Here is a 24,015-nt window from a genome sequence, read left to right as displayed (position 1 = left end):
CAACGCTTATCCCTCCCCTTTAAACGAACCGGACAGTTTCAGTGAAACAAGACTGACTAGTAAGATGACAAGCAAAAGGACAATTCCGATTGCGGCCCCGTAGCCCATTTCGTTGTATGCAAGCCCCTGCTGATATAAATAACCGACAAGCGTGAGGCCGATATTGCCCGGGGAATTATTCTGCCAAAGCACATAGCTTTCCTCAAACATTCTGAAACCGCCGATAATACTGATCGTTAACACATAAACGGACACCGGCTTTAAAAATGGAAGGGTAATATGCCGGAACTTTTTCCACGTACTCGCCCCGTCAATTTCAGCCGCTTCATACAATTCTTTCGGAACGTTTTGCAATCCCGCCAGAAAGTAAAGAATGTTAATCCCCATCCACCTCCATGACGCAAGCAGCACCATTAAAAACATGCCGGTGCCTTTGTTGTTGAGCCAGTTTTGGGGTGATGCGCCAAGCTTCATCATCAGCTCGTTTGCAAGCGACGTATTCATTTCTCCGAACATCAGACGGAAAATAATCCCCGCTACGATCGTCGATGTTAAAGCCGGTACAAACAGAGCCGATTTAAACACATTTCTGAACCTGACGAGCTTCGAATTCAGAATCACCGCCAAAAGAAGCGGTACCGGAATCAGCACGATCAGCGTCCAGAAGGTATATTCCAATGTGTTAAATAATGCCGTATAAAAGGTTGGATTAAGAAGAGCGGTATAATTGGAAAACCCGACAAATGTAATTTCTCCCGGCAGTATCCGCTGAAAGCTCATGATAAACACGCTGATAATCGGATACAAAAAGAAAACGAGAAACGAAATGATAAATGGCGCCGTAAACAGATAAGGCGCCGCTTTTTTTGAATACAGCACATTGCGCCGGCGCGGCTTCTTCCGGACTGCAGAAACGGTTTGCGCTGTCTCTGTCTTTACAGGTCTCATAAAAGCTCCCCCGCTTTCACTGTTAAATAGGGCGGCTTCTCCTATTTCTCTAATTGCTCTGCCGCCTCGTCCAAGGCTTCCTTAGGTGTTTTTTCCTGCGTCTTCAGCGCATCGAACAGCACTTGTCTGACAACGAGATCAGCCGCTTTAGAGAAGTCTTCATGCAGATAAATCGGATTGATCTCATCTTTTATTTCAAGGAGCGAGGAAAAAATTGACGTACCGTTCCGGAAGAAATCCGTGTACTTGTTTTTCTCCTTCAATTCTTTTGAATCCCACACGTCCCAGCGGAGCGGGTCAAAGCCGAGCACCGTCCAAAGCTTTATATTCCCTTCCTTCGAACCTTTCGCAAAACCGAGAAATTCTTTCGCGAGCTTCAGATGTTCAGCCTGCTTCGGCACAACGGTGGCTGTTCCGCCTAAACCCGCTGATCTGTCACCGCCTTCTTTCCAGGCCGGCATAGGGTAAATCGCCATTTTGCCTTTTAAATCAGGCATATAATCGATAAACCGTCCCATGTACCAAATGGGCATCAGCACTGAGGCTGCCCCGCCCTGATTCATAAAACCGTAGTATTCTTCGCTGTGATGGCCGCCGCCGGGAGCCGGCAGAAGGGTTTTATCATTTACCATGTCCTTTACATAATTCAGTGTGTCTGTATTCGTCTTGCTGTTCAGAATCAATTTTCCGTTTTTGCTGTAGTAGCCTGACCCTTGCTGCGAAATCATGGATAGGAATGTGGCGGAGTCGTTTGTTTCAACCGTTCCCATCGGTTCCCCAGCGGCCTCACGCACTTTTTTCCCTGCCCGCCGGTAATCTTCCCATGTCTTAATGGAGGCGGGATCAACGCCCGCTTTTTTCATGATATCCATGTTGTAAAACATGACGGTCGTCCCCACATGTGTATCAAGGCCGTACAATTTTCCGTTTTTGCTGTATAAGGCCAGACGCGCTTCCACAAACTTATCGCGGTCTTTTTCAATCAGCGGCGTCAGATCGGCAAGCGGGATATCCTTCCCCTTCAGAAAGTTCGAGAACCGGCTTAATTCCACGTCGGCTATATCGGGAAGCCCCTCACCCGCGATCAGCGAAACCGATAAATTATCATGCATTTGTCCATAAGGATAAACAACGGTATTCAGCTTGATTTTGCGATCCGGATATTTCTGATTCCATTCTTTGACCATTTCCTGATAAAACTGTTCGTGCAGACCGTTAAATGTCCAAAACGTCAGCTCTGTTTCTCCCGGCCGGCCGGCAGTCCGTTCTTGTGAACAGCCGGCGGTAAACAAGAAGAGCATCATCAGCACCAAACATACAGCGGTCGTTTTTTTCATGTCATTACCCCTTCCACTTTAGGCCGTGCGGCTATTGATGCAAATGATGTGCAAAGAGCGCTGCATTTTCATTTATGATGGTTAAACCGGTATAACGGTCTCGCAGTGTGTGCGCATGCTTAAGCGCATCGCTGACAAGGTCCTGTTTTACACCGATCTCATCGAAACAGGCGGGACCTCCCGCAGATGCGAGCCACCCGGCAATTGTCTTGCCGTCGGGAAGCCCTTCATATGCAGATTGAATCGCCTCGCGAAAGTGCGGCGGCAGTTCAGCAAGCTTTTCGTGACAAGCCAGTTCTTTGTAAATATCACTCAGCACCGCGCACGCACAGCCGACCTTCGCACCGTGGAGAATCGGAGGCTGTTTTGCCTTCAGCATTTCCATCTCAATCCAATGCGAGATGTGATGTTCTCCTCCTGAGGCGGGGCGGGAGTGGTCAAGCGCAAGCATGACAAGACCCGAAACGATCAGCGCTTCCATCAGTATCTGAATGCCGGCCTCCGTTCCCATGGCAATGTCAGCGCGGTGATCAATGCACTGCCAAAGCGCGTCTTTCACAAGCTTCGCCCCGGCTTCTGAGTACGGCTCACCCGCAAGCCTGCGGGAAATCTCCCAATCTGCCAGCGATGTTATTTTTCCGAGCATGTCTCCGAAGCCCGCGGCTGTCATTGAACGGGGCGCTTCTTTTAATACATTCGTATCCGCAAATAAGGCGATCGGCGCTTTCGTTTGAATCGTCGTTTTGATTCCGTTTAATATGAGCGGCGCTCCCGCCGACGTAAAACCGTCGACTGACGGAGCGGTGGGGAATGAGATAAACGGCAATCCGCGCTGGCAGGCGGCAAACCGCGTAATGTCGTGAATCGTTCCTGTACCGGCCGCAATGATGACATCCGTCTCTTCCGCGAGATTGATCAGCGTATAGACCAATGTCCTCTCATCAGCCGCGGCGGCCCCGGCTTCATGCTCCGGAATAATGACTTTTGACGCTTTGATCCCGCCTGCCCTCAATTCGTCCGCAAGCAGACGCCCCGCCGCCTCGTACGTGTTCCGGTCACAGACGATGACCGGATGATTCCAGCATTTTTTTTGCAGAAATCTGAGAAGCTCTTCTTTTGCATTCGCCCCGATCACGATATCTTCTATTTGAATCGGTGAGCGGCTGGCCCCTTCCTTGTCAAACTCGGATTGAATGTCCTCAGGAGAACGTTTCATAAAAGGATTCCCTCCTTCGCTAATTCTGTCAGGTCTTTAATAGAATCAAGGACGATGTCAGGTTCATATAGACGGGGCTCCCCAAGTTTGGCCGACCCCGTCAGAACCAATACGCTTTTCATCCCGTACAGGCTGCCCATTGCGATATCTGATTCGAGGCTGTCTCCGATAATGGCGCATTCCTCAGGGGGAAGTCCGAGCGCTTCACATGCCGCCTCAGCCATCAGCCAAGACGGTTTGCCGATGACAAGCTCCGTTTTTGCTCCGGCGGATGCTTCAATGGCCCCGATCATTCCCGCGACGTCCATGGCATGGCCGTCTTCATTCGGAAAGGAGCGGTCCCGGTTCGTGGCGATGATGCGCGCGCCGGAGGAAGCCGCCTTAAAAGCGAGATTCAGATCCTCATAGGTGACGGTTTCATGCAGGGAGATGACAAGCCAGTCTGCCGCCTGCGGGTTTTGCGCCAGGGCGACACCCGCTAAAGCGAGTTCATCAGTCAGCCCTTTTTCCCCTAACACCCACGCCTTTGACAAAGGATAATGCTTCTTTAAAAATGATGCCGTCACACTGGAGGACAGCACGATGCTCCGTTCATCCGTGCGGATACCGGCACCCAGCAGTTTCTTTCGGCACATTGCTCTTGATAGATTGCCGCGGTTACTTAAAAAGACAACGGCTTTGCCCAGTGACTGAAGGGTATGAACGGCTTCTTTCGCGCCGTCAATCAGCTCCCGCCCCCTGAATACGGTTCCGTCTAAATCAATCAGAAACCCGGCTGCGTCAAGTTTGGCCATAATAAGCATTCGCCCCGTGTTTTCTGTAAAAATGCTTATCATGCAGCACTCTGTCGATCGGACTGAGCTGTTTGTTCAGCATAAGCGAATGGTAGGCCATTTCCGCTACCGTTTCGAGCACAACGGCGTTATGCAGGGCATTCAGCGCGTCCGTTCCCCAGCAGAACGGGCCGTGGCTGTGGACGAGGACACCCGGGTTTTGTTCATACGGTTCGTTTTGAAAGGTTTCGGCTATGACTTTGCCTGTATGATATTCGTAATCTTTCACAATTTCTTCTTCATACATTTCCCTCGTGCAGCGTATAGCGCTTTCAAAGTAATCCGCGTGAGTCGTTCCGAGAGCGGGTATGTCTCTTCCGGACTGCGCCCAGCTCGTCGCCCAGCGGGAGTGCGTATGAACGATTCCGCCGATAGCCGGAAACGCTTTATACAGATAAAGATGGGTCGGCGTGTCAGAAGACGGTTTCAGCGAGCCTTCGAGAATGTCTCCGTCCTCATTCAGGACGACCAGTTTGTCAGCGGTCAGCTCACTGTAATCGACACCGCTCGGTTTAATGACGATTCTCCCGCTCTCTCTGTCAATGCCGCTGACATTCCCCCATGTAAACGTGACAAGGTTATGTTCCTCAAGCTTCAGATTGGCGGCGAGCACTTCTTCTTTTAACGCTTCAAGCATGGCGGCTCCCTCCTTTCGCAAAATCACGGTTTTTAATGGCTTTCAGGCGTTTCATGACATTGTTTTCTTTGCCGAAGTAGTGTACGAGCTCTTTATATTCCGCATATAAGCTGTCATAAATCTCAGCTCTTTCCCGGTTCGGGGCATAAAAGCCGTCTTTTAATTTCCCCATATGCGCACATGCTTCAGCAATATTGGAGTATCCCCCGTTTTCCCGTCCCGCGGCGAGCGCTCCGAAAATCGCGGAGCCCAGTGCCGGCGCCTGCGGAGAACCGGATAATTGAATGTCCATATTTGTGACGTCTGCATAAATTTGCATGATAAATGGATTTTTCTCGGCGATTCCTCCGGCTGCGTAAAGCTCCTCGACCGGAACGCCGTTTTCCCGAAACGTTTCGATAATCATCCTCGTTCCGAACGCCGTCGCTTCAATCAATGCCCTGTAGATTTCTTCCGGCTTCGTGTGCAGCGTCATGCCGAGCATCATGCCCGTCAAATCGGCGTCCACCAAGGTTGACCGGTTTCCGTTCCACCAGTCAAGCGCGAGAAGGCCGCTATCCCCCGGAACAAGTTCAGCTGCTTTTTTGCTGAGCAGCTCGTGGATGTCTATTTGTTTATCCTCAGCTTCCTTCTCATAGTCTCTCGGAACGCACGTTTTGACGAACCATTCAAAGTGGTCGCCGACACAGGACTGCCCCGCTTCATATCCCGCATATCCGGGCAAGATGCCGTTATTGACGACCCCGCACATACCGGGGACGATATGTTCTTCCTCGCCGAGCAGCACATGGCAGGTAGACGTTCCCATAATCATCAGCATTTTCCCCGGCTCTGTAATACCGACCGCGGGCACTGACACGTGGGCGTCGACATTGGCGACGGCAACGGCCGTCCCCGGCAGAAGCCCGGTCAGCTCCGCCATTTTTTCGGTCAAACCTCCTGCCTTTTCCCCGACTGAATAAATGGTGCCGCTTAATTTATCCTTTGTAATCGTTTTCATTAACGGGTTGAGCCTTTCGAAAAAATGATCCGGCGGATACCCCGTCTCCTCATTCCAGATTGCTTTGTAGCCGGCCGTGCAGTTGCTTCGCTTCAATGAACCGCACAATTGATAGACGATCCAGTCTGCCGCTTCCACAATCCGATCTGCCGCCTTGTATATATGCGGCGCTTCTTCCGCGATTTGCATGATTTTCGGGATCATCCATTCAGAAGAAATTTTACCGCCGTATCTTTTAAGGAATGTTTCTTTTGTGTCTTCGGCAACCGTGTTCAAACGGTCTGCATGTTTTTGAGCCGCATGATGCTTCCACAGCTTCACATAACTGTGGGGCTCCCGTTCAAATTCCGGCAGCATACAAAGCGGCTGCCCCGCGACGTCTATCGGCAAAATCGTGCAGGCGGTAAAATCAATTCCTATGCCGATCACGTCTTTTGGATCAGTGCCCGCCTCTTGAAGCAGGTTCGGAATCGCTGTTTCCAGAACTTCGATATAATCGGCAGGATGCTGAAGCGCCCAGTCCCGAGGGAGTTTTTCACCCGTCTTCGGCAGCGTGCGGTCGATGACGGCATGAGTGTATTCTTTTACCGCAGACGCGATTTCTTCGCCCGTGCGGACATTGACAAGCACCGCCCGGCCGGACAATGTGCCGAAATCAACACCAATCGTATACGCCATATCAATTCCCTCCCAGCCGGTATAATACGTCATTCCATTTCAGCTCTTTTTTCAGCTCATGTATTTCGGTATTGCGGGAAATAAAGATGCTTTCTATGCCTGCCATCTCAGCCCAGTCAAGCATCTGTTCAGCCGTAAGCCGGAAGGACATACAAGTATGATGGGCGCCTCCCGCCAAAATCCATGCTTCCGCAGCTGTTTTCAGCGATGGCTCCGGCTTCCATAGCACCCGCGCCACAGGAAGATTCGGCATATCATGATCAATCTCCCTGCCTTCCGCTTCATTCAGAATGAGACGGAATCGCCCGCCGATATCAATGATGCTGGCGATGATGGCTGAGCCGCCGATTCCGTTAAAGACCAACCGGGCCGGATCTTCCTTCCCTCCGATTGAGAGAGGATGGACTTCGATTTTCGGCTGATCAAGGGCGATCGTCGGACATACTTCAAGCATATGTGATCCGAGAATCATCGCACGCCCCGGTTCAAAATGGTACGTATAATCTTCCATGAAGGAGGTTTGTTCTCCGTCCGCCATTATTTTCATCATTCGCACAAGGGCAGCCGTTTTCCAATCGCCTTCGCCGGCAAATCCGTACCCTTTTTCCATGAGACGCTGAACGGCAAGACCCGGAAGCTGCTTCATTCCGTGCAAAACTTCAAAGGAGGTCGAAAACGCTGTATATCCGCCCCGTTCGAGAAAGGCCGTTAATCCGAGTTCAATTTTCGCCTGTTCTTTAATGGAAGCAACTTTTGCTTCATCCCGTTTTGTTTCGCCGCTGATGACATACAATTTGTCGTATTCCTCATAAAGCGCCTCAATTTCTGCGTCGGTGACGTTGTTCATCACCTCGGTAAGATCGCCGATTCCGTACCCGTCAACCTGCCAGCCGAATTGGATGTGGGCGCCGACTTTGTCTCCGTCAGTAACCGCTACATTCCGCATATTGTCGCCGAACCGGGCTACTTTAATATTCCTGCTTTCATTCCAGGCGGCAGCAGTGTTCATCCATTGCGAAATGTCATGTTTGACTTCCTCATCATCCCAATAGCCTGCGATGACTTTTCTCGTCTGCCCCATTCTTGACTGGATATATCCGTATTCCCGGTCTCCGTGAGCGGATTGGTTGCTGTTCATAAAGTCCATATCAATCGTTTCCCACGGGATGTCGCGATGATACTGGGTATGAAGATGAAGCATCGGCTTTTGAAAAGCGGAAAGACCTTCAATCCACATTTTCGCAGGGGAAAATGTATGCATCCATGTCACGACCCCGGCACAGTTTTCTTGATACTGCGCTTCCCGCAAAACCTCTCTGATCGTTTCAGATGACGTGACAACCGGTTTATGCCTGATCTTGTATCTTGATGACACCCCGCTGAGGCCGTCACATATTCCCTTTGCGTGTTTATCGACAAGCTGCAGCGTTTCCTCTCCGTATAAGTGCTGGCTTCCCGTTACAAACCAAAATTCATATTCTTTGTTCTGAAGCACATTCATTTCCCCTTCCCATCAAAATAAAGCGCTTGCATTTTTAAAAAATATACGTACGAATATAAACAACAAAACTTTTATCCTTTTATTTGTACGAACAATTTTATTATAGTTAAGGAGGAATCAAACTGTCAATCTTTTATTGCAAGTAAAAAAGCCGGACACACATGCCCGGCTGATCAATTAATAGGAAGGCCAGCCTGAACTCCAATCGATATCATTGATGAGCATCTTCGGAATTCCGCTGTTTTCGGCATCATACGCATGACGCACTAAAATATTCCCGTTCACAATGTCTTGACCGCCCGGGCCTTTCCAGCGGTCATTGCCGGAGTCAAGAATCGTCCCTCCGCCTTCTGACATGCTTTTCCCGCTTTTATCGAGATATGGGCCGGTGATGCTTTTGGATCTTCCATAAGCGATTTTGTACGTACTATTCACGCCTGAACAGCATTTATCAAACGACACCATTAAGTAATAGTAGCCGTTCTGGTAGGTGATGGCCGGCGCTTCCAAAGCTCCGCCGTTATTCGGTCTGGCAGCGATGGAATAAAGTGATCCCGTCGGTTTCATTGTATTTTTATCAAGCTTTGTCAGCTTAATGCCGCTCCAAAAAGAACCGAAGGCAAGCCAAGGGTTTCCATCTTTATCAATTGTCAGCTCCGGATCAATTGCATTGTAGTTATCGGCGCTTGTTGAACGGATGACGAGCCCTTCGTCCTTCCAGTTTCCCGAACTGAGGCTTGCAGATGATGCAAGACCGATCGCGGAGGTATTTTTGCCGAATGAAGAAACGGCATAATACAGCCAATACTTTCCGTTAAAATATTGAACATCGGGGGCCCATTGATTCAGCCCGTAATTCGGCACATAATTGCCCCACCATGACAGCGGGGAAGTAAAGATTGATTTCTGAACGGTCCATATGCCGCCGCTGCCCGCCTTTAAGACGCGAAGCCCCCTCTCCCCTTCCAAACCGGTTCCGAAAGCGTACCACGTGTTTCCTTCCTTCGCCATTGTCGGATCGTGAAGCAATTCATTTGATGCCCCCCAAAACGCGGCAGATGCCGGAGATGAAGACATCAGCAGCAGACCGGCTGTAACGGCTGCGCATGAAAAGCGGATCATGCGTCTGAATCTGTTTTTCATTTGTAAACCCTCCCTTTTTTAAAGCGCTTCCAAAAACATGTTGTCAGATTTTTCTATGTCTTCTCTTATTGTAGACGCAGGGCTCATATTTGTACAGACAAAAAAAAGAATCTGCTTAAAAAAGCAGATTCTTCCGTATCTTTATTGATAAGTAATACGGTCAACCGTTTCCCGGTCTAATTTTTTAATCACTTCTGTGATCAATTTCACCGTATTCTCATAATCATCCCGATGCAAAATAGCGGCATGAGTGTGAATGTAGCGCGTCGCAATCGTAATGGACAGCGCCGGCACTCCGTTTGCGGTTAAATGAATGGAACCTGAATCCGTGCCCCCTCCGGCAATGGAATCGAATTGATACGGAATTCCCGCTTCTTCCGCCGTGTTCACGACAAGGTCGCGCAACCCTTTGTGAGATACCATTGACGCGTCATACAGAATAATTTGCGGCCCTTCGCCGATTTTGCTTTGCGCCTCTTTTTCAGAAATTCCCGGTGTATCTCCGGCAATTCCGACATCCACACCGAACGCGATATCAGGCTGGATCGTATGTGCCGCTGTTTTCGCCCCGCGCAGCCCGACTTCTTCCTGAACCGTTCCGACCCCGTATACTTCATTCGGATGATCGCTGTTTTTCAGATTTTTTAATACATCGATGGCAATCGCGCAGCCGATACGGTTGTCCCATGCTTTCGCCAATAAATGCTTTTCATTGTTCATCACTGTAAATTCAAAATACGGCACAATCTGGTCACCCGGAAGAACGCCCCATTCCATTGCTTCTTCACGGCTGGACGCCCCGATATCGATGAACATCTCTTTAATATCGGCGGCTTTTTTTCTGGCGTCAGGAGGCAGAATGTGAGGCGGTTTCGAACCGATGATCCCCGTGATGTCCCCTTTTTTTGTCACGACGGTGACGCGCTGGGCCAGCATGACCTGAGACCACCAGCCGCCGACGGTTTGAAAGCGGAGAAAGCCTTTGTCAGTGATTTGCGTCACCATAAAACCGACTTCGTCTAAATGCCCTGAGATCATGATTTTCGGACCGTTTTCTTTGCCGGTTTTTTTGGCGATTAAGCTTCCCAGCCGGTCTGTTGTGACATCATCGGCAAATGGTTCTATGTATGATTTCATCACTTGTCTTACTTCTCTCTCATTTCCCGGTATCCCTTTTGCATCCGTTAACGCTTTCAGCATGGTGAGCGTTTCATCTAATTTTGTCATCAATAAACCTCCTTTTTTTCACTACCCTTCTTATTATACAAAACCAATGCTGAAGCATACGATTAATTCGCCTGAAAAACGGGTAAATGTTTTTATCTATTTCTTTTAAAAAAATGAAACCTTTTGTTTTGTTTTTCGTATTACATCAGATCATGACAAAGGTGAGGAGGTGCCTTCACACATATGGCCATTACAGTATTGAGGATTGTCTTGCTTGCACTTCTTATTTATTTTATTTACATGGGCGTCAAATTTTACGCAAACCCGAAAAGAAGGCTCAGACTGGCGCAATCAAAAGAGAATTTTTATTTTATTGACGAACAGAAAAACACGCGAAAAAATCTCCAGCTTACTTATAAAGGAGTGCTCTTTGAAGGAGAAAAGCATATCCCTTCCAAAGATCATCCGCTGTTTATTCATACGATTTTTGTATGGACCGAAAATCCGGAAAAGCTGAACCGCTTTTCTGCAGGTGATTTTGAAGAAGTCGAAAAAAAGGTATTGGAGCGGTACCCGAATTGCAAGATTGATTGGGACCAGCCCATCAAAAAAGCGAAAAAAGCAGGCGAGCGATAAGCTCTCCTGCTTTTTTTATGTTTTATACATCAAATACATCAGCACAAGGACGGCTTCAGTGAGAAAAAGCAGCGGCACCCCGTATAAAAAGGATTTGTGTTTCGTCTTATGCCTGAAGGTGCGCATGCCGATCCATACGCCGAGTGAGCCGAACATGGCGGCTGTGAGCCATATTCGTTTCTCTGATATTCTCCACCTGTGCGCCTTTGCTCTTCTTTTATCAGTGCCCATGATCCAAAAGCCGTATCCGTTTATCAATACGGCGTAAATGAAGAGAGCCATTGATTGTCACCCTTTACGTAAAAAAACCGCTCCCGGAAAGAGAGCGGCTTTTTCAACTTACTTGTCTAACTGAGCTTTAGCAGCATCAGCAAGCTGATTGAAAGCAGTAAGATCGTTTACAGCAAGATCAGCAAGCATTTTGCGGTTTACTTCGATGCCTGAAAGCTTAAGACCGTGCATTAAACGGCTGTAAGAAAGACCGTTCATACGTGCAGCAGCGTTGATACGAGTGATCCAAAGCTTACGGAAATCACGTTTTTTCTGACGGCGGTCACGGAATGCATAGTTTCCTGATTTCATGACCTGCTGGTTTGCTACTTTGTATAATGTATGTTTTGAACCGAAATAACCTTTTGCTAATTTAAGAACCTTTTTACGACGCTTACGTGTAACAGTTCCGCCTTTTACTCTTGGCATTAGATTTCCCTCCTAATTGTTCCTTGTCCGATTACTTGATGTTGGCAAGCTGTTGTTTGATGCGTTTGAAGTCTCCTGCGCTCACAATAGCACCCTTGCGAAGCTTACGCTTTTGCTTTTGGGATTTGTTGGCGAATAAGTGACTTGTGTATGCATGAGAACGTTTTAACTTCCCAGAACCTGTCTTTTTAAAACGTTTAGCAGATCCGCGGTGAGTTTTCATTTTTGGCATGGGATTTCCTCCTTATTGCTTTTCGTTTTTCGGCGCGAGCATTAAGAACATGCTGCGGCCGTCCATTTTTGGTTTTGTTTCGACTGTCGCAACTTCCGCACATGCTTCAGAGAAACGGTCCAATACGCGCTGGCCGATTTCTTTATGAGTGATTGCGCGCCCTTTAAAGCGGATAGAAGCTTTCACTTTATCGCCTTTTTCAAGGAATTTAATCGCATTGCGCAATTTCGTGTTAAAGTCATGCTCATCGATCGTCGGACTTAATCTAACTTCTTTTAAGTTAATGATTTTTTGATTTTTGCGTGCTTCTTTGTCCTTTTTCTGCTGCTCGAATCTGAACTTACCGTAGTCCATGATGCGGCAGACAGGCGGTTTTGCATTTGCTGCAACTAACACAAGGTCAAGATTTGCGCGGCCGGCGATTTCAAGTGCTTCCTGACGGGACTTGATGCCGAGCTGATCGCCATTTTGTCCGATCAGACGAACTTCACGTGCACGGATACCCTCATTAACCAATTGATCTTTGCTAATAATGAGCCACCTCCATAGTTTCTTCGAATTGATTCACAACGCTTGTTGACTGCATTCTGCAGGCAAACAAAAAGTGCGGGCATGACAACACACCCACACTACGAACATCTGCATAAATAAAAATGTACGGTCAACCTGCCAACTACATGAATGTGTCAATCAGGTGAGAAGCGGGTGCCTCTGCTTGTGATTTATATTCAATTCAATAACTATTCTACACAATACCGGATCATTAGTCAAGAATGACTTCTCCGGATCAACTTTTTCATTTTAACACGATGCCGGGGCGAGCGCAAGGAAAAATGTGAAATTTCGTTCTTTGCCGCACGCGGACGTGCCAACACAATAAAAAAACCCGGGTCTATGACCCGGGTTTATCCTCCGATGAGCTGAACGAATACCGGAATGACCAGCACCGTCACCACTCCTACGACGACAACCGCGATACTTGCCATTGCCGCTTCTACTTCTCCCATCTCAATACCGACCGCAACACCGAGTGCGTGTCCGGATGTGCCGAGAGCCAGTCCTTTAGAGATCGGGTGCTTTACTTTAAACAGTTTTAAGAATAGAGCGCCCAGAGCATAGACGATAACGGCGTTGAAAATAACGGCGAAAGCGGTGATGTCGGTGATGCCGCCGATTCCTTTTGACAGCGGAAGGGCAATTGCCGTTGTCGCCGCCTGCGGAAGCATGCTTTTCATAACGGCCGCGTCAAGATGAATGCCTTTTGCGATCAAATAGACAATCGTAACTGAGCAGATAGAGCCGACAATGATAGAAGACATGATCTGCCACCAGTATTTTTTCAGTTTGTCACGCTGTTTGTATAAAGGGATGGCAAAAGCGATCGTCGCGGGCTCCAGGAAGAATTTAATAATGTCTCCCCCGCTTTTATAATCTTCATATGAAAAACCGCCGAGCTTCAGAAAAAGGATTCCAAGCACCATCGCGACAAACAGCGGGGTGAAGAGGAAAAAGCCTCTCGTTTTTTTAAATAAATACGTGCCGATGCCAAAGGCCGCAAGTGAAACGACAATACCGAAATATGGACTCATCCGATTTCCCTCCTAATGCTGCACAAGTTCTTTTTCATGATTGGAACGGCGCACCGTTTGTTTTTCAGGGGCTGCCTTCTGACGTTTTTGGCTGACAGACAAGATCAGCTGAGAAAAAAGGCCCGTCGCCCCTAACAGAATGATGGTAGCGAGTAAGATGACGAGTGCGATCTGCACGCCGTACTGCTGCATGACGCCAAGTGAATTCATCACGGAGATGCCCGACGGGACAAATAAAAATCCGATCAGTGACGTTAATGATGTTCCCAGCGTTTCTACTTGTTCAAGCTTAATCACTTTCAGGCATAAGAGGACAAATAATAACACCAAACCTACTACGGAAGCGGGTATAGGAATGGGGACAATCGCTGCAATCCCATTAGATATGAGCATAATTACGGCAAAAATAAATGCTTGTGTCAGAAATCCGTACACTTTTTTCGCACTCATTTTCTTCACCTCTTTCTCTTTGTTAGGTCCATTATAAAAGAGGAATCGCCTTTTGAAGCGCTTTCATAACAAACGGCTGAATATTCATTCTGAAATGCAAAAAACGGCTGCTGAAATGCAAAAGCCGCCTCATATAATATGAAGCAGCTTTTTTAAGTCCTTGGCGTATGTACGGCTGACGGGAATTTTAGAGCCGTCTTTTAAGATAAGATTGTACGTCGAATTAAACCACGGATGAATTTCCGTAATATGCTCCGTATTCACGATGAACGCGCGGTGCACTCTCAAGAAACCCGTATCAGGCAGTTTTTTCTCAATGACCGCCAAAGTTTCATGAACGGAATAAGACGCGGCAAACGTTTTGACGGAAACGTGTCCGTCCTCCATGCCGGCGTAAATAATGTCCTTCGTATCTAAAATGACAATTGATTCACCGGCTGATACAGCCAGTTTATGCGCTCCGGCTGCGGACGGCTGCTCTGAGACGGCTCCTGCCCTGTCCCGCTTCACTCTTTTAAACTTTCTGATCGTCTGGCGCACTCTTTCTTCATCAAAAGGCTTCGTTAAATAATCGAGCGCGTCGACTTCAAAGGCTTTTAAAGCAAATTGGTCATACGCCGTCGCAAAAACGACGGCCGGCGGATTTTTCATGTTTTTCAGCCGTTTGGCAATGTCAAATCCGTTTTCTCCTGACAAATCAACGTCCAAAAACAGCAGATCCGGTTTTTGATCCATCATACTGTCAAAAGCGGATTCAATATTTTCAGCTTCGTTTATGTCACTTACTTCATTCGTCCGTTTCAGCAAATAAGCTAATTCATCTCTTGCCAGCATTTCATCATCAACGATTAACACCTTCAGCATGTTCTTCTCCTTTAGTCATCAGTTTCAAAGGCAGCTCAAATGATACGTCCGTACCTTTGCCGGCCTCACTTTCCAATCGCAGAGCTGCTTTGGGGCCGAACAGCCCGATCAGCCGCTGATTTAAATTGTAAAGCGCGGTTCCCGTCCCTTCTTTAGACGGCAGCGGACGGTTTCCGAGCACGGACAGCAATTCCGGATCAATTCCCCGCCCGTTATCTCCAACCCGCATTAAAACCGATTGACCGGCGGATACCACGCTGACATTGACGGCACAGCTGTCCTGCTTTCTTGAAAATGCATGGCGGAGCGCATTTTCGACGAGGATCTGCAGCACAAAAGGAGGAATTTCGATGTCCTCCAAACCGTGTTCGATTTCAAGGCTGATTTTATATTTCCCGGGAAAACGGGCCTGCTCCAATGATAAATATGCCTGCAGATGGTTCAGTTCTTTAGAAAGCGGGATGAGCAGCTGCCTTGCCCCCTGCAGATTGGAACGGAAATAGACGCTGAGCTGCAGCAGAAGCTTTCGGGTTTTTTCCACATCCGTACGGCAAAGAGCAGAAATCGTATTGATCGCATTAAACAGAAAATGCGGATTGACCTGGGCCTGAAGCGCCTTTATTTCTGCGTCTTTCAGCAATTTGCTCTGCAGTTCCGCCTCGCCGAGTTCAAGCTGAGTGGAAAACAGCATGGCGAGTCCTTCTGCAAGCTCTTCTTCAACCCGGCTTAAACCTGACGGGCTTTTAAAGTACATCTTCAACGTCCCGATCGTTTTGCCGTTTGACGTCAGCGGCAATACGATCGCCGCATGCAGCGGACAGGGATCGTGCGTGCATTCAATTTCTTCCTTTGATGTCGCTTTCATAATATGACCCGTTTTAATGACGCGTTTTGACAATCCGGTGATCAGGCTTTCAGACGGAATATGATGGTCGGCACCCGCGCCGACGTGCGCCAAAATCTTTTCGTTATCCGTAAGCGATACCGCGTCCGTTCCTGTTTGACTGTGAATGATGGCGGCGACGCTTTTGCATGAGCTTTCATTCAGCCCCTGGCGGAAAAACGGAAGCGTCTGGTCGGCAATCATCAGCACCCTGTGGGTTTCAAGGGCTCTCGCCCGTTCTTCCTTCCGGATAATCGACTGAATGATCGAAAGAAAAATAAAAGTCCCTGACCCGTTTACCAATATCATCGGGATGCCGATGATGCTCACAAGCGTCCAAGCATCAGAAAACGGCTTGGCCATCAAGAGGATGAGCAGCATTTGCAGCGATTCCATTCCGAGTCCGACAAGCGCGGCCACCCGCGGTGTCGGCATCGCATAGCGTTTTCTGAAATACCGTCCGATCCAGCCGGACAAAATGCCCGCTAAAACGGATGAGACGGCACAGCTGACTGCGGTCGCGCCGCCGAGTGATAAACGATGCAGGCCGGCCAGTATGCCGACGCCGATCCCCACATACGGGCCGCCTAAGAGTCCGCCGATTTCAACGCCCATAATTCTTGTATTGGCAATTGAACCGGACGGATTAATTTGAAACACCCAGTCATTATTCATGATTGTATTCCGCTGAATTTCTATTCCCGTATAGTTGCTGATGATACTGAACAGCGAGAAAATTGAAATCAGCACCGCTTTGCCTTTATAGCTCTCAGGCTGCTGGAGCGCCTGTCTGAACAATCTGGTATGAGCCAGAACAAATCCCAATATGACGATAATTCCGACTCTTTCCAGCATCATGATGATCAAATGCAGCATACTTTTCACCTGTTCTTTCAAATTTTATTTTATCACGTTTTTGAGCCTGAGACAGAATCTGACACAAACCTGCCTGTTTTTTTCAAATCATCTGAAAACAAATCTTTCACAGTCTATATATCTATTGTAGAATAAACGGGAGCCTTGCGGCAGAGAGTTTCAGAATATAACAAAGAGGAGAAGATCATGAAAGCCGTATTTTTTGATTTGGACGATACACTGTTATGGGATGAAAAAAGCGTCAGAACAACATTCAGGGAAACATGTTTACAAGCGGAAAAAAAATATGGCCTTGACCCGCATACATTTGAAGATGCGGTTCGGAAAGCGGCACGGGAATTGTATATGTCATACGAAACCTATCCTTATACGGTCATGATCGGCATTAATCCATTTGAAGGATTGTGGGCGAATTTTTCCGAGCCGGTCAGCGAAGGATTTAAACAGCTGAATCGGATTGCCCCGGAATACAGACGAAACGCCTGGACGAACGGCTTAAAAAGCGTCGGTATAGACGATGCGGCTTACGGCGAATATTTGGCGGAGTTTTTCGCGGCGGAACGCAGACAGCGTCCGTACGTGTATGATGAAACGTTTGCGGTGCTTGATAAGCTGAAAGGTGTTTATGAATTGCTTCTGCTGACAAACGGCGATCCCAGCCTGCAGAAAGAAAAACTCGCCGGCGTTCCTGAGCTCGCGCCTTATTTTAATGAAATCGTCATCTCAGGCGCTTTCGGAAAAGGGAAACCCGACGCCTCCATATTCGAACATTGCCTCGGCCTCCTGAACCTGAAAAAAGAAGACGCCATTATGGTCGGAGATAACCTCAATACTGATATATTGGGAGCGAAACGGGCAGGCATTACGACAGTCTGGGTAAACCGGACGCAAAAGAAAAATGATACGGACATTGCGCCTGATTACGTGATCAGCGATCTTCACGAGCTGTTTGCGATTATAGAGAAACAAAAAGAAAGATAATGTTATACGCAAAAAAACCCCATTCTGAATGAACGGGGTTTTTGTATTTCCGGTTATTTTTTCGCTTCGGCTACAGCCTTTTTCACAAAATCGTCCAATGAGACGGTTTCTGATTTCTGCTCGCCGTATTTCCGGACGTTTACCGCGCCGTTTTCCGCTTCTTGGTCACCGACCACAAGCATGTACGGGATTTTTTGCATTTGCGCTTCACGGATTTTATAGCCGATTTTTTCGTCCCGGCTGTCAAGCTCGACACGCAGGCCTTCGCGCTGCAGGCGCTCCTGCACTTTTTTCGCATAGTCAAGATGCACGGACGGTGATACAGGAATGACTTGGAATTGCACCGGCGCAAGCCATGTCGGAAGGGCGCCTTTGTGCTCTTCGATTAAGAAAGCAACGAAACGCTCCATCGTTGACACGACGCCGCGGTGAATAACGACAGGGCGGTGCTGTTTGCCGTCTTCTCCGACGTAAGTGAGATCAAAGCGTTCCGGAAGAAGGAAGTCAAGCTGTACAGTTGACAATGTCTCTTCTTTGCCGATCGCCGTTTTCACCTGCACGTCAAGTTTAGGGCCGTAAAACGCCGCTTCGCCTTCCGCTTCATAATAGTCGTGCCCCATCTCATCCATTGCCGCCTTCAGCATGGATTGCGCTTTGTTCCACATCTCATCATCATCAAAATATTTTTCCGTGTCTTCAGGATCGCGGTAAGACAGGCGGAATGTGTAATCATTCAGGCCGAAGTCTTCGTATACGTCTTGAATCAAACGGACCGTGCGGATGAATTCTTCTTTAATCTGATCAGGGCGGACGAAAATGTGCGCGTCATTTAACGTCATGCCGCGTACGCGCTGAAGACCTGAAAGCGCCCCGGACATTTCGTATCGGTGCATCGTTCCCAGCTCTGCAATCCGGATCGGAAGCTCGCGGTAGCTGTGAATGTCCTGCTTGTAAATCATCATATGGTGAGGACAGTTCATCGGACGGAGCACGAGTGTTTCATTGTCCATTTCCATCGGCGGGAACATCGTATCCTGATAATGATCCCAATGGCCCGATGTTTCGTACAGGTCTTTGCTTCCGAGAACAGGCGTATAGACGTGCTCATAACCGAGGCTCAGCTCTTTATCCACAATGTAGCGCTCGATCACGCGGCGGATGGTCGCGCCTTTCGGCAGCCAGAGCGGCAGACCTTGTCCGACTTTTTGAGAGTTGGCAAACAATTTTAATTCTTTGCCCAGTTTTCGGTGGTCGCGCTCTTTCGCTTCTTCAAGCATGCGCAAATGCTCTTTCAAGTCATCCTTTTTAAAGAAGGCCGTGCCGTAAATGCGCTGAAGCATTTGGTTTTTGCTGTCGCCGCGCCAGTATGCGCCCGCAAGGCTCAGCAGCTTAAATTCTTTAATTTTGCCTGTAGACGGCACGTGCACGCCGCGGCACAGGTCAAAAAATTCGCCCTGCTCATAAATGGAGACCGTTTCGTCTTCTGGAATCGCATCCAGCAGTTCAAGCTTCAGATTATCGCCGATTTCCGCAAACATGGCTTTTGCTTCATCACGGCTCACTTCTTTTCGGATGATCGGCAGATTTTCACCGATGATCCGTTTCATTTCTTTTTCAATCTTCGGAAGGTCATCCGGCGTCAGCGCCTGTTCCATTTCAACGTCATAATAGAACCCGTTTTCAATGACGGGGCCGACTCCGAATTTCACATCTTTATAAATGCGTTTAATCGCCTGGGCCAATAAATGCGCCGTGCTGTGCCGCATGATGTTCAAACCTTCTTCTGTGCCTTCTGTAATGATTTCTACGGCACCGTCCTCTTGAATCGGCGTTCTTAGATCAATTTCCTGTCCGTTCAGTTTTCCGGCTAAAGACTTTTTCTTTAATCCCGGGCTGATGGATGCCGCGATATCTTCTGTTGTTGTTCCTTTCGGAAATTCCTTTACCGCTCCGTCCGGAAATGTGATGTTGATCATATCTGACATCTTCGTCACTCCTTTTTTTATGCAAATCAAAAACCCCGCCCCCTATGAAAGGGACGAGGTTAAATAAACGGAATCGTGGTTCCACCCTTTTTTCCGCGCGGCCGATTGCTTCGGCACCTGCGGCTCTAAGCTCTGTAACGGGAGTTCCCGTCAGCTATTACTGGCGCTTCTTCCGGCGTTCACAGCTGAAGTTCAAAGGCGGTAAAGACAATGATCCATAGCTGGAAAGCTTTCAGCCTGGGCTCTCCTCTCTTATAAAGCCGGTATCAATGCTTCATGTCCTTATCAATACGTGTAGCAATCATTAATCTTTTATGTATTATAAAATGTCTGTGAAAAAAATGCAACTCGGTTTTCCGTCTGATTTCGCAAAGACAGCCCTGCCGCTTACACAAGGCCGTCCGTGCGGCTATCCTTCCGTCTTCTCGGCTGCAAACGCGCCCAGCGGAAAAAGGCGCACCCTCTCCTGAAACACGTTTTGAATCGTTCTGGACATCATATGCTCCGGTTTGTCCGTATACAGTTCTACCGTCTCAGGCGCAATGGAGATCAGCGGCGCAAGGAGATGGGAATCTATATACATCGGGTGCTCCCGCACAAACCGTCTGTCTATGTATTTTTTCTGTTCCCGTTCTGACAAATAGCGCAGCTCCCACAGCGTAAAAGCCCGGTCATGTACGATGCGGACTTTCTTCATCCGCGGCGGATTGGATGTCACATAATCTCTCAGAGACTGGATAAAGTTTTGATATTCCTGTTCCATCCGATATTCATCTATCGCAGCCTCCGCGTATTCTCTGAGCCGCTCATAATACCTGCCGAGCCGGAACGTCTGAAACGAACGCACGGAAAAAACACCCGCATCAAGTGAAATCGTCCGGAGCGCATCTGAAATAAACTGTGTGCGCGGCTCTTTCTTCGGCTCGAACGGATGATCATCAAGCTCTCCTTCCATAATGCTGTGTGCAAGCTGAAGGATTTGCTGCTGTTCATCCTGATCGGTGAAGCAGTATGCATCCTCAATAAGCGAAAGCATATGCTCGTCTTCTTTGCATTCCAAAAAAAACCTGACAAGTATCGGCTCAATAAAGCGCTGAACGCAAAAAGCCGTTTCAGACCTTGCGATTCCGACTTTTTTTATGCCTTCACGGACAATAAAATGTCTCCGGTCGTCCGATTGCTGAATGAGATGTAAAAAAGCGGCGGTATCGTGGTCATCTTCAAAGATCACTTCAAGCATATTTGTCCCCCCTTACGGCATCTGTTACAAGTATATGGGGGATGTTTTTAAAATAGACGTAAAGGTTAGCTTTCACCGCCGAACAAATGGCGCACCTTCTTTTTAAATATAACGGGAAGCGATAAAAATACGATGTAAAGACAGATCACGCCGAGTACGGTCAGCACATTGCCGGACATAAAGCTCGCGCCGAGCACATTCAGGACGATCGTCCCCGGAATGATGCCCGCTGCGGTCGCCAAAAAATACGTCATCGGCCTGACTTTCGATAGGCCCGCGGCATAGCTGATCACATCAAAGTTAACAGGCAGAATGCGCAGGATAAAAATATAAAAGAAGCCATTGGTTTTCATCTGCTTTTGAATGGCTTCCATTTTTCCATGACGGCTTTTCTCATTAAAGGCAAACAGCCCCGCCGCAAAAAAAGACGCGGCGGCAGCGCCCATTGAGCCCGCCAGCGTATACACGGTGCCGAAAAACGGGCCGAACGCCAATCCTCCGGCGACGGAAACGATTGATACGGGAAACAGCACAAAAGGCCTGACGATGGAAATTCCGATAAACACAAGCGGCGCAAAAACACCGAACGATAACACCCACAGCCGGATCTCCTTAGGCGACAGATTCAAATATTTGCGGTTTGCCCACAGCAAAAGGCCCGCTCCCGCCGCAGCCGCAGCCCAAGTGACAGCCTTCTTATTCCTCATTCCCTCAAATCCTTCCCATTGGACGCCGGCATCATGAACGGCGGCGGTTTTCCCCGTCAAGACGGACGGGCGAAGCCAAATATAAAATCCGCTCCATCAGTCTTGCCGCTTTTACTTCTTCCTTTTCTCCCCGCTGTGAATACGTAAAATGATGCTTCAGCTCGTCAGGTGAAAAATTAGACGAGAAGAAAGTGGGAAGCTGCTGGCTCATTCTGTGCTGAAGCACGGTGCCGATGACTTCATCCCTGACCCAGCTTGTCATTGATTCCGCTCCGATGTCATCAAGCATCAGTACGGGCGTCGTTTTCACCATATTCAGTTTCGCCTCCAACGACTGATCCTGGAGCGAGTTTTTCAGCTCTCTGACAAATTCGGGAACATATACGATCATTGATGAATACTCTTTTTCCGCCAGTTCGTTAGCAATGGCGGCTAAAATAAATGTCTTTCCGATTCCGAATTTTCCGTACAGATACAGCCCTTTGCCTTTTCCTGTTTCATTATAACTCTTCAGAAAATCCGTCACATGCTGGAAAATGCCGACTCTGCTCGGATCGGTAATGTCGATCTGCTGAAACGTCGCGCCGAGAAGATCCTGCTGGATATACATGCTCTTCATCAGGGACTTTTGCCTTTTCTGGCGGTCGAGCTTTCTCTTTTCCGGACATTCGTAATATTCAATATCGATGGAATGCCCGTTGATCACAAGCTTCGGATGATAGCCTTCAAGCAGGCTGTTCGTCCGGCTGTCTTTCGAACAGAAGGCGCACTGTTTGCTTTGCTGAACGAATTCGTACAGTTTATTTAACCCTCTGTCAATCATGCTTTGATTGATTACATCTTTCTGTTCCTTCAAAAAAGCCTGGACGTCTTCGTCGGCCATGACTTGCTGCTGCATTCGTTCCAGGCGTTTTTGAAAGTCAGGTCTTTTCGTCACGCCTTCTAAGGATCGGCTGATCGGTTCCATTCAATATCACCCCGCTTCTCTGTCTCAATAGGCAGAGTATTTTTTCAGTTTTTTCATTTCTTCCATCATTTTTTTCTTCTGTTCTTCAAGATCCTGCGCGGAAAGAGCCGGCTGTTCTTGTTTCTTCCCGGTTTCTTCTTTCATCCAATCAGGGCGCTTTTCTTCCCGGACGGTTTTTTTGCCGCGCGCCGCGCCGTTTGTTTTGCCGTCCGCCCAATCAAGATATTGCCTGTGCTCTTCTATTGCGAGCTTCATTGCTTCCCGTACCGTTTTGACTTTCTTTCTGGCCCAGTGGGCGGCGATTTTTTGGATATAGTTTTTGGACAGCTTCATATCCGTTTTCAGCATGACATAATAAATCAGCACATTGGTGACGCCGGGCTCAAGCTTTTGTTCGAACATAATATCGGCAATAATCTGCAAGTCGGCTTTTGACGGCTCGGTCCCGTCCGCAATGTCCTGAAGAAGCTTTCTCGGTGATATGGTCTCAAGCTGTGCGATGAGTTCGCCGTTCAATGAATCGTCCTTTTCCGTCCGGTTTTCTCTCAAGGTGACAGGCTGTGTTTTATCAATCAGTTCCGGAAGCTTACCGCTTCTTTCAATTTGGTACCAGTCGCTGGCCGCTTTCCTCAGCGCTTCGGCCGTTATCGTATCCTGTTCATTAATTGCGGTCATGACGACGTGCTGCATGGAGATAGGATCTATTCCGTATAAATATGAAAGCTTTTTAATGCTCTCCCGCACGTCCTGCGTGATTGATTTTCGCGGTATCATCGTTTCTGACAGTCCCGCCATGAAAAGCTCAAAATCAAATACTTCCTCCGTCACCGTATAGGAAGGCGCTTGTCCGACAGACGCCGTCTCATAGTCCTCGGGGAGCTTCATCGCCTCTTCCATATCAGGCGTCATTTTCCATTCACTCGGCTGAAAAGAGGCAAAGGCGTGATTAAACGGACGGGTAATTTCCCTTGCGCCCGCGCCGACGGAAGGGTGCGTGTAAAATTGTCTCAGCTGCTGGTATTTCGTTTTACCGACTCTGTTATAAAGAAAGACATTCAGCATGCCGTCTTCAAAAAAATCATTCGGTCTGAGCGGGGGCAGCAGCTCATAAATAAACATCCGCTCTTTTTGCTCGGACTCCCGGATATACACTTTCAGCAGCCCGATTCCTTCAAGCTTTCCCTGTTCATGATGAATCTTTTTTAAATTTGACTGCATCATGCCCATCAGCTGCCTGTGCGTGGATTCCGCTCCCCACAAGCGGTTCTGCTCAAGCTCTCCCCATAAGGTCATATAAAGGGAGAATGCAAAAGAACCGATCAGCGGCTGGTACAGATGTGTCAAAACCTGTCTGTCGACATCCTGAAGAAGCGAACGGCTTTTGACCGTATAAGGATCTACAGGCAATACGTCATTCCAATAGTCAGCCATGATTCTCAAACCTTC

Annotated in this window: 24 protein-coding genes and 1 other annotated feature; of the genes, 2 read left to right on the top strand and 22 right to left on the bottom strand. The window is 48.2% G+C overall.

Annotated features, from left to right (window positions below):
- Window positions 1-6: 6 nt before the first annotated feature.
- The 9 genes from BZ167_RS16015 to BZ167_RS15975 all read right to left on the bottom strand — a co-directional run bounded on the left by BZ167_RS16015 (window position 7) and on the right by BZ167_RS15975 (window position 10,520).
- Window positions 7-948 (bottom strand): arabinooligosaccharides ABC transporter permease AraP, encoded by a 942-nt coding sequence (locus BZ167_RS16015; protein ID WP_007408105.1) that lies wholly within the window; start codon window positions 946-948, stop codon window positions 7-9.
- 41 nt (window positions 949-989) lie between these two features.
- Complete coding sequence (locus BZ167_RS16010) at window positions 990-2,285, bottom strand: arabinooligosaccharides ABC transporter substrate-binding protein AraN (protein WP_077392137.1); 1,296 nt, start codon at window positions 2,283-2,285, stop codon at window positions 990-992.
- Window positions 2,286-2,316: 31 nt separating this feature from the next.
- The gene (locus tag BZ167_RS16005; protein WP_015417967.1) at window positions 2,317-3,501 is read right to left on the bottom strand and encodes a sn-glycerol-1-phosphate dehydrogenase; all 1,185 of its coding nucleotides are present in this window, start codon (window positions 3,499-3,501) and stop codon (window positions 2,317-2,319) included.
- Window positions 3,498-4,304, bottom strand: a complete 807-nt coding sequence (locus BZ167_RS16000) for a sugar-phosphatase AraL (protein ID WP_370529536.1) — start codon at window positions 4,302-4,304, stop codon at window positions 3,498-3,500. Before BZ167_RS16000 ends, BZ167_RS16005 begins: the two co-directional genes overlap by 4 nt.
- Window positions 4,282-4,971, bottom strand: coding sequence for an L-ribulose-5-phosphate 4-epimerase (araD, locus tag BZ167_RS15995; RefSeq protein WP_033574193.1), 690 nt, complete (start codon window positions 4,969-4,971; stop codon window positions 4,282-4,284). Before araD ends, BZ167_RS16000 begins: the two co-directional genes overlap by 23 nt.
- Window positions 4,964-6,649 (bottom strand): ribulokinase, encoded by a 1,686-nt coding sequence (gene araB / locus BZ167_RS15990; RefSeq protein ID WP_033574194.1) that lies wholly within the window; start codon window positions 6,647-6,649, stop codon window positions 4,964-4,966. The genes araD and araB overlap by 8 nt, the downstream gene beginning before the upstream one ends.
- Window position 6,650: 1 nt before the next feature.
- Window positions 6,651-8,144 (bottom strand): L-arabinose isomerase, encoded by a 1,494-nt coding sequence (araA, locus tag BZ167_RS15985; protein WP_015240350.1) that lies wholly within the window; start codon window positions 8,142-8,144, stop codon window positions 6,651-6,653.
- A 183-nt stretch (window positions 8,145-8,327) separates the two neighbouring features.
- Window positions 8,328-9,293: an arabinan endo-1,5-alpha-L-arabinosidase AbnA gene (locus BZ167_RS15980; protein ID WP_015417971.1), complete on the bottom strand. Its 966-nt coding sequence runs from the start codon at window positions 9,291-9,293 to the stop codon at window positions 8,328-8,330.
- A gap of 141 nt (window positions 9,294-9,434) precedes the next feature.
- The gene (locus BZ167_RS15975; protein WP_007408096.1) at window positions 9,435-10,520 is read right to left on the bottom strand and encodes a M42 family metallopeptidase; all 1,086 of its coding nucleotides are present in this window, start codon (window positions 10,518-10,520) and stop codon (window positions 9,435-9,437) included.
- 183 nt (window positions 10,521-10,703) lie between these two features.
- Here BZ167_RS15975 and BZ167_RS15970 point away from each other — a divergent pair, with 183 nt between their 5' ends.
- Window positions 10,704-11,096: a hypothetical protein gene (locus BZ167_RS15970; RefSeq protein WP_007408095.1), complete on the top strand. Its 393-nt coding sequence runs from the start codon at window positions 10,704-10,706 to the stop codon at window positions 11,094-11,096.
- A gap of 15 nt (window positions 11,097-11,111) precedes the next feature.
- On the opposite strand, the gene BZ167_RS15965 is transcribed toward BZ167_RS15970, so the two are convergent.
- The 8 genes from BZ167_RS15965 to BZ167_RS15930 form a co-directional block, all read right to left on the bottom strand.
- Window positions 11,112-11,378 carry a DUF1294 domain-containing protein gene (locus tag BZ167_RS15965; protein ID WP_060674794.1) on the bottom strand — a complete coding sequence of 89 codons (267 nt, stop codon included), beginning with the start codon at window positions 11,376-11,378 and terminating at the stop codon, window positions 11,112-11,114.
- A gap of 57 nt (window positions 11,379-11,435) precedes the next feature.
- Entirely contained in the window at window positions 11,436-11,795 is a 360-nt protein-coding gene (gene rplT / locus BZ167_RS15960; RefSeq protein WP_003152495.1) for a 50S ribosomal protein L20, read from the bottom strand.
- 31 nt (window positions 11,796-11,826) lie between these two features.
- Window positions 11,827-12,027, bottom strand: coding sequence for a 50S ribosomal protein L35 (gene rpmI / locus BZ167_RS15955; RefSeq protein WP_003152493.1), 201 nt, complete (start codon window positions 12,025-12,027; stop codon window positions 11,827-11,829).
- 12 nt (window positions 12,028-12,039) lie between these two features.
- Window positions 12,040-12,561 (bottom strand): translation initiation factor IF-3, encoded by a 522-nt coding sequence (gene infC, locus BZ167_RS15950; RefSeq protein ID WP_071543361.1) that lies wholly within the window; start codon window positions 12,559-12,561, stop codon window positions 12,040-12,042.
- A 58-nt stretch (window positions 12,562-12,619) separates the two neighbouring features.
- Window positions 12,620-12,750: a sequence feature (ribosomal protein L20 leader region), on the bottom strand.
- A gap of 182 nt (window positions 12,751-12,932) precedes the next feature.
- Window positions 12,933-13,616, bottom strand: a complete 684-nt coding sequence (gene lrgB / locus BZ167_RS15945; RefSeq protein WP_007408093.1) for an antiholin-like protein LrgB — start codon at window positions 13,614-13,616, stop codon at window positions 12,933-12,935.
- A gap of 12 nt (window positions 13,617-13,628) precedes the next feature.
- The gene (gene lrgA / locus BZ167_RS15940) at window positions 13,629-14,066 is read right to left on the bottom strand and encodes an antiholin-like murein hydrolase modulator LrgA (protein ID WP_015417975.1); all 438 of its coding nucleotides are present in this window, start codon (window positions 14,064-14,066) and stop codon (window positions 13,629-13,631) included.
- A gap of 129 nt (window positions 14,067-14,195) precedes the next feature.
- Entirely contained in the window at window positions 14,196-14,930 is a 735-nt protein-coding gene (locus BZ167_RS15935) for a LytR/AlgR family response regulator transcription factor (RefSeq protein ID WP_015417976.1), read from the bottom strand.
- Window positions 14,908-16,689, bottom strand: a complete 1,782-nt coding sequence (locus BZ167_RS15930; RefSeq protein ID WP_039254256.1) for a sensor histidine kinase — start codon at window positions 16,687-16,689, stop codon at window positions 14,908-14,910. Before BZ167_RS15930 ends, BZ167_RS15935 begins: the two co-directional genes overlap by 23 nt.
- Before the next feature lie 186 nt (window positions 16,690-16,875).
- On the opposite strand from BZ167_RS15930, the gene BZ167_RS15925 reads away from it, so the two are divergent.
- On the top strand, window positions 16,876-17,670 hold the full coding sequence (locus BZ167_RS15925; RefSeq protein WP_015240354.1) for an HAD family hydrolase: 795 nt from the start codon (window positions 16,876-16,878) through the stop codon (window positions 17,668-17,670).
- A 53-nt stretch (window positions 17,671-17,723) separates the two neighbouring features.
- Here the strand turns inward: BZ167_RS15925 and thrS are convergent, their stop codons facing one another.
- From thrS to BZ167_RS15900, 5 genes are all read right to left on the bottom strand, one after another.
- The gene (gene thrS, locus BZ167_RS15920; RefSeq protein ID WP_015417978.1) at window positions 17,724-19,655 is read right to left on the bottom strand and encodes a threonine--tRNA ligase; all 1,932 of its coding nucleotides are present in this window, start codon (window positions 19,653-19,655) and stop codon (window positions 17,724-17,726) included.
- Window positions 19,656-20,064: 409 nt separating this feature from the next.
- Window positions 20,065-20,895, bottom strand: coding sequence for a putative sporulation protein YtxC (ytxC, locus tag BZ167_RS15915; RefSeq protein ID WP_015240356.1), 831 nt, complete (start codon window positions 20,893-20,895; stop codon window positions 20,065-20,067).
- A gap of 65 nt (window positions 20,896-20,960) precedes the next feature.
- Entirely contained in the window at window positions 20,961-21,602 is a 642-nt protein-coding gene (locus BZ167_RS15910) for a TVP38/TMEM64 family protein (protein ID WP_007408086.1), read from the bottom strand.
- 31 nt (window positions 21,603-21,633) lie between these two features.
- The gene (gene dnaI / locus BZ167_RS15905) at window positions 21,634-22,569 is read right to left on the bottom strand and encodes a primosomal protein DnaI (RefSeq protein WP_061860776.1); all 936 of its coding nucleotides are present in this window, start codon (window positions 22,567-22,569) and stop codon (window positions 21,634-21,636) included.
- Between the two features lie 24 nt (window positions 22,570-22,593).
- Complete coding sequence (locus tag BZ167_RS15900; protein WP_015417981.1) at window positions 22,594-24,000, bottom strand: replicative helicase loading/DNA remodeling protein DnaB; 1,407 nt, start codon at window positions 23,998-24,000, stop codon at window positions 22,594-22,596.
- Window positions 24,001-24,015: the final 15 nt, after the last annotated feature.

This window comes from Bacillus sp. 275, from assembly GCF_001999205.1.
Lineage (GTDB): Bacteria > Bacillota > Bacilli > Bacillales > Bacillaceae > Bacillus > Bacillus velezensis.
Note: the sequence above shows the minus strand (reverse complement) of the source record. Positions and strands in the feature narration are given on the sequence as shown.

What these genes read in the sequence shown, in the direction of transcription:
- BZ167_RS16000 (WP_370529536.1), bottom strand. Translation starts at nt 4,304, where the DNA reads ATGCTTATTATGGCCAAACTTGACGCAGCCGGGTTTCTGATTGATTTA.
- BZ167_RS15925 (WP_015240354.1), top strand. Translation starts at nt 16,876, where the DNA reads ATGAAAGCCGTATTTTTTGATTTGGACGATACACTGTTATGGGATGAA.
- araD (WP_033574193.1), bottom strand. Translation starts at nt 4,971, where the DNA reads ATGCTTGAAGCGTTAAAAGAAGAAGTGCTCGCCGCCAATCTGAAGCTT.
- BZ167_RS15910 (WP_007408086.1), bottom strand. Translation starts at nt 21,602, where the DNA reads ATGAGGAATAAGAAGGCTGTCACTTGGGCTGCGGCTGCGGCGGGAGCG.
- thrS (WP_015417978.1), bottom strand. Translation starts at nt 19,655, where the DNA reads ATGTCAGATATGATCAACATCACATTTCCGGACGGAGCGGTAAAGGAA.
- BZ167_RS15980 (WP_015417971.1), bottom strand. Translation starts at nt 9,293, where the DNA reads ATGAAAAACAGATTCAGACGCATGATCCGCTTTTCATGCGCAGCCGTT.
- BZ167_RS15930 (WP_039254256.1), bottom strand. Translation starts at nt 16,689, where the DNA reads ATGCTGCATTTGATCATCATGATGCTGGAAAGAGTCGGAATTATCGTC.
- rplT (WP_003152495.1), bottom strand. Translation starts at nt 11,795, where the DNA reads ATGCCAAGAGTAAAAGGCGGAACTGTTACACGTAAGCGTCGTAAAAAG.
- BZ167_RS15900 (WP_015417981.1), bottom strand. Translation starts at nt 24,000, where the DNA reads ATGGCTGACTATTGGAATGACGTATTGCCTGTAGATCCTTATACGGTC.
- ytxC (WP_015240356.1), bottom strand. Translation starts at nt 20,895, where the DNA reads ATGCTTGAAGTGATCTTTGAAGATGACCACGATACCGCCGCTTTTTTA.
- lrgA (WP_015417975.1), bottom strand. Translation starts at nt 14,066, where the DNA reads ATGAGTGCGAAAAAAGTGTACGGATTTCTGACACAAGCATTTATTTTT.
- BZ167_RS15975 (WP_007408096.1), bottom strand. Translation starts at nt 10,520, where the DNA reads ATGACAAAATTAGATGAAACGCTCACCATGCTGAAAGCGTTAACGGAT.
- BZ167_RS16005 (WP_015417967.1), bottom strand. Translation starts at nt 3,501, where the DNA reads ATGAAACGTTCTCCTGAGGACATTCAATCCGAGTTTGACAAGGAAGGG.
- araB (WP_033574194.1), bottom strand. Translation starts at nt 6,649, where the DNA reads ATGGCGTATACGATTGGTGTTGATTTCGGCACATTGTCCGGCCGGGCG.
- lrgB (WP_007408093.1), bottom strand. Translation starts at nt 13,616, where the DNA reads ATGAGTCCATATTTCGGTATTGTCGTTTCACTTGCGGCCTTTGGCATC.
- BZ167_RS16015 (WP_007408105.1), bottom strand. Translation starts at nt 948, where the DNA reads ATGAGACCTGTAAAGACAGAGACAGCGCAAACCGTTTCTGCAGTCCGG.
- BZ167_RS15935 (WP_015417976.1), bottom strand. Translation starts at nt 14,930, where the DNA reads ATGCTGAAGGTGTTAATCGTTGATGATGAAATGCTGGCAAGAGATGAA.
- BZ167_RS16010 (WP_077392137.1), bottom strand. Translation starts at nt 2,285, where the DNA reads ATGAAAAAAACGACCGCTGTATGTTTGGTGCTGATGATGCTCTTCTTG.
- rpmI (WP_003152493.1), bottom strand. Translation starts at nt 12,027, where the DNA reads ATGCCAAAAATGAAAACTCACCGCGGATCTGCTAAACGTTTTAAAAAG.
- BZ167_RS15970 (WP_007408095.1), top strand. Translation starts at nt 10,704, where the DNA reads ATGGCCATTACAGTATTGAGGATTGTCTTGCTTGCACTTCTTATTTAT.
- BZ167_RS15965 (WP_060674794.1), bottom strand. Translation starts at nt 11,378, where the DNA reads ATGGCTCTCTTCATTTACGCCGTATTGATAAACGGATACGGCTTTTGG.
- dnaI (WP_061860776.1), bottom strand. Translation starts at nt 22,569, where the DNA reads ATGGAACCGATCAGCCGATCCTTAGAAGGCGTGACGAAAAGACCTGAC.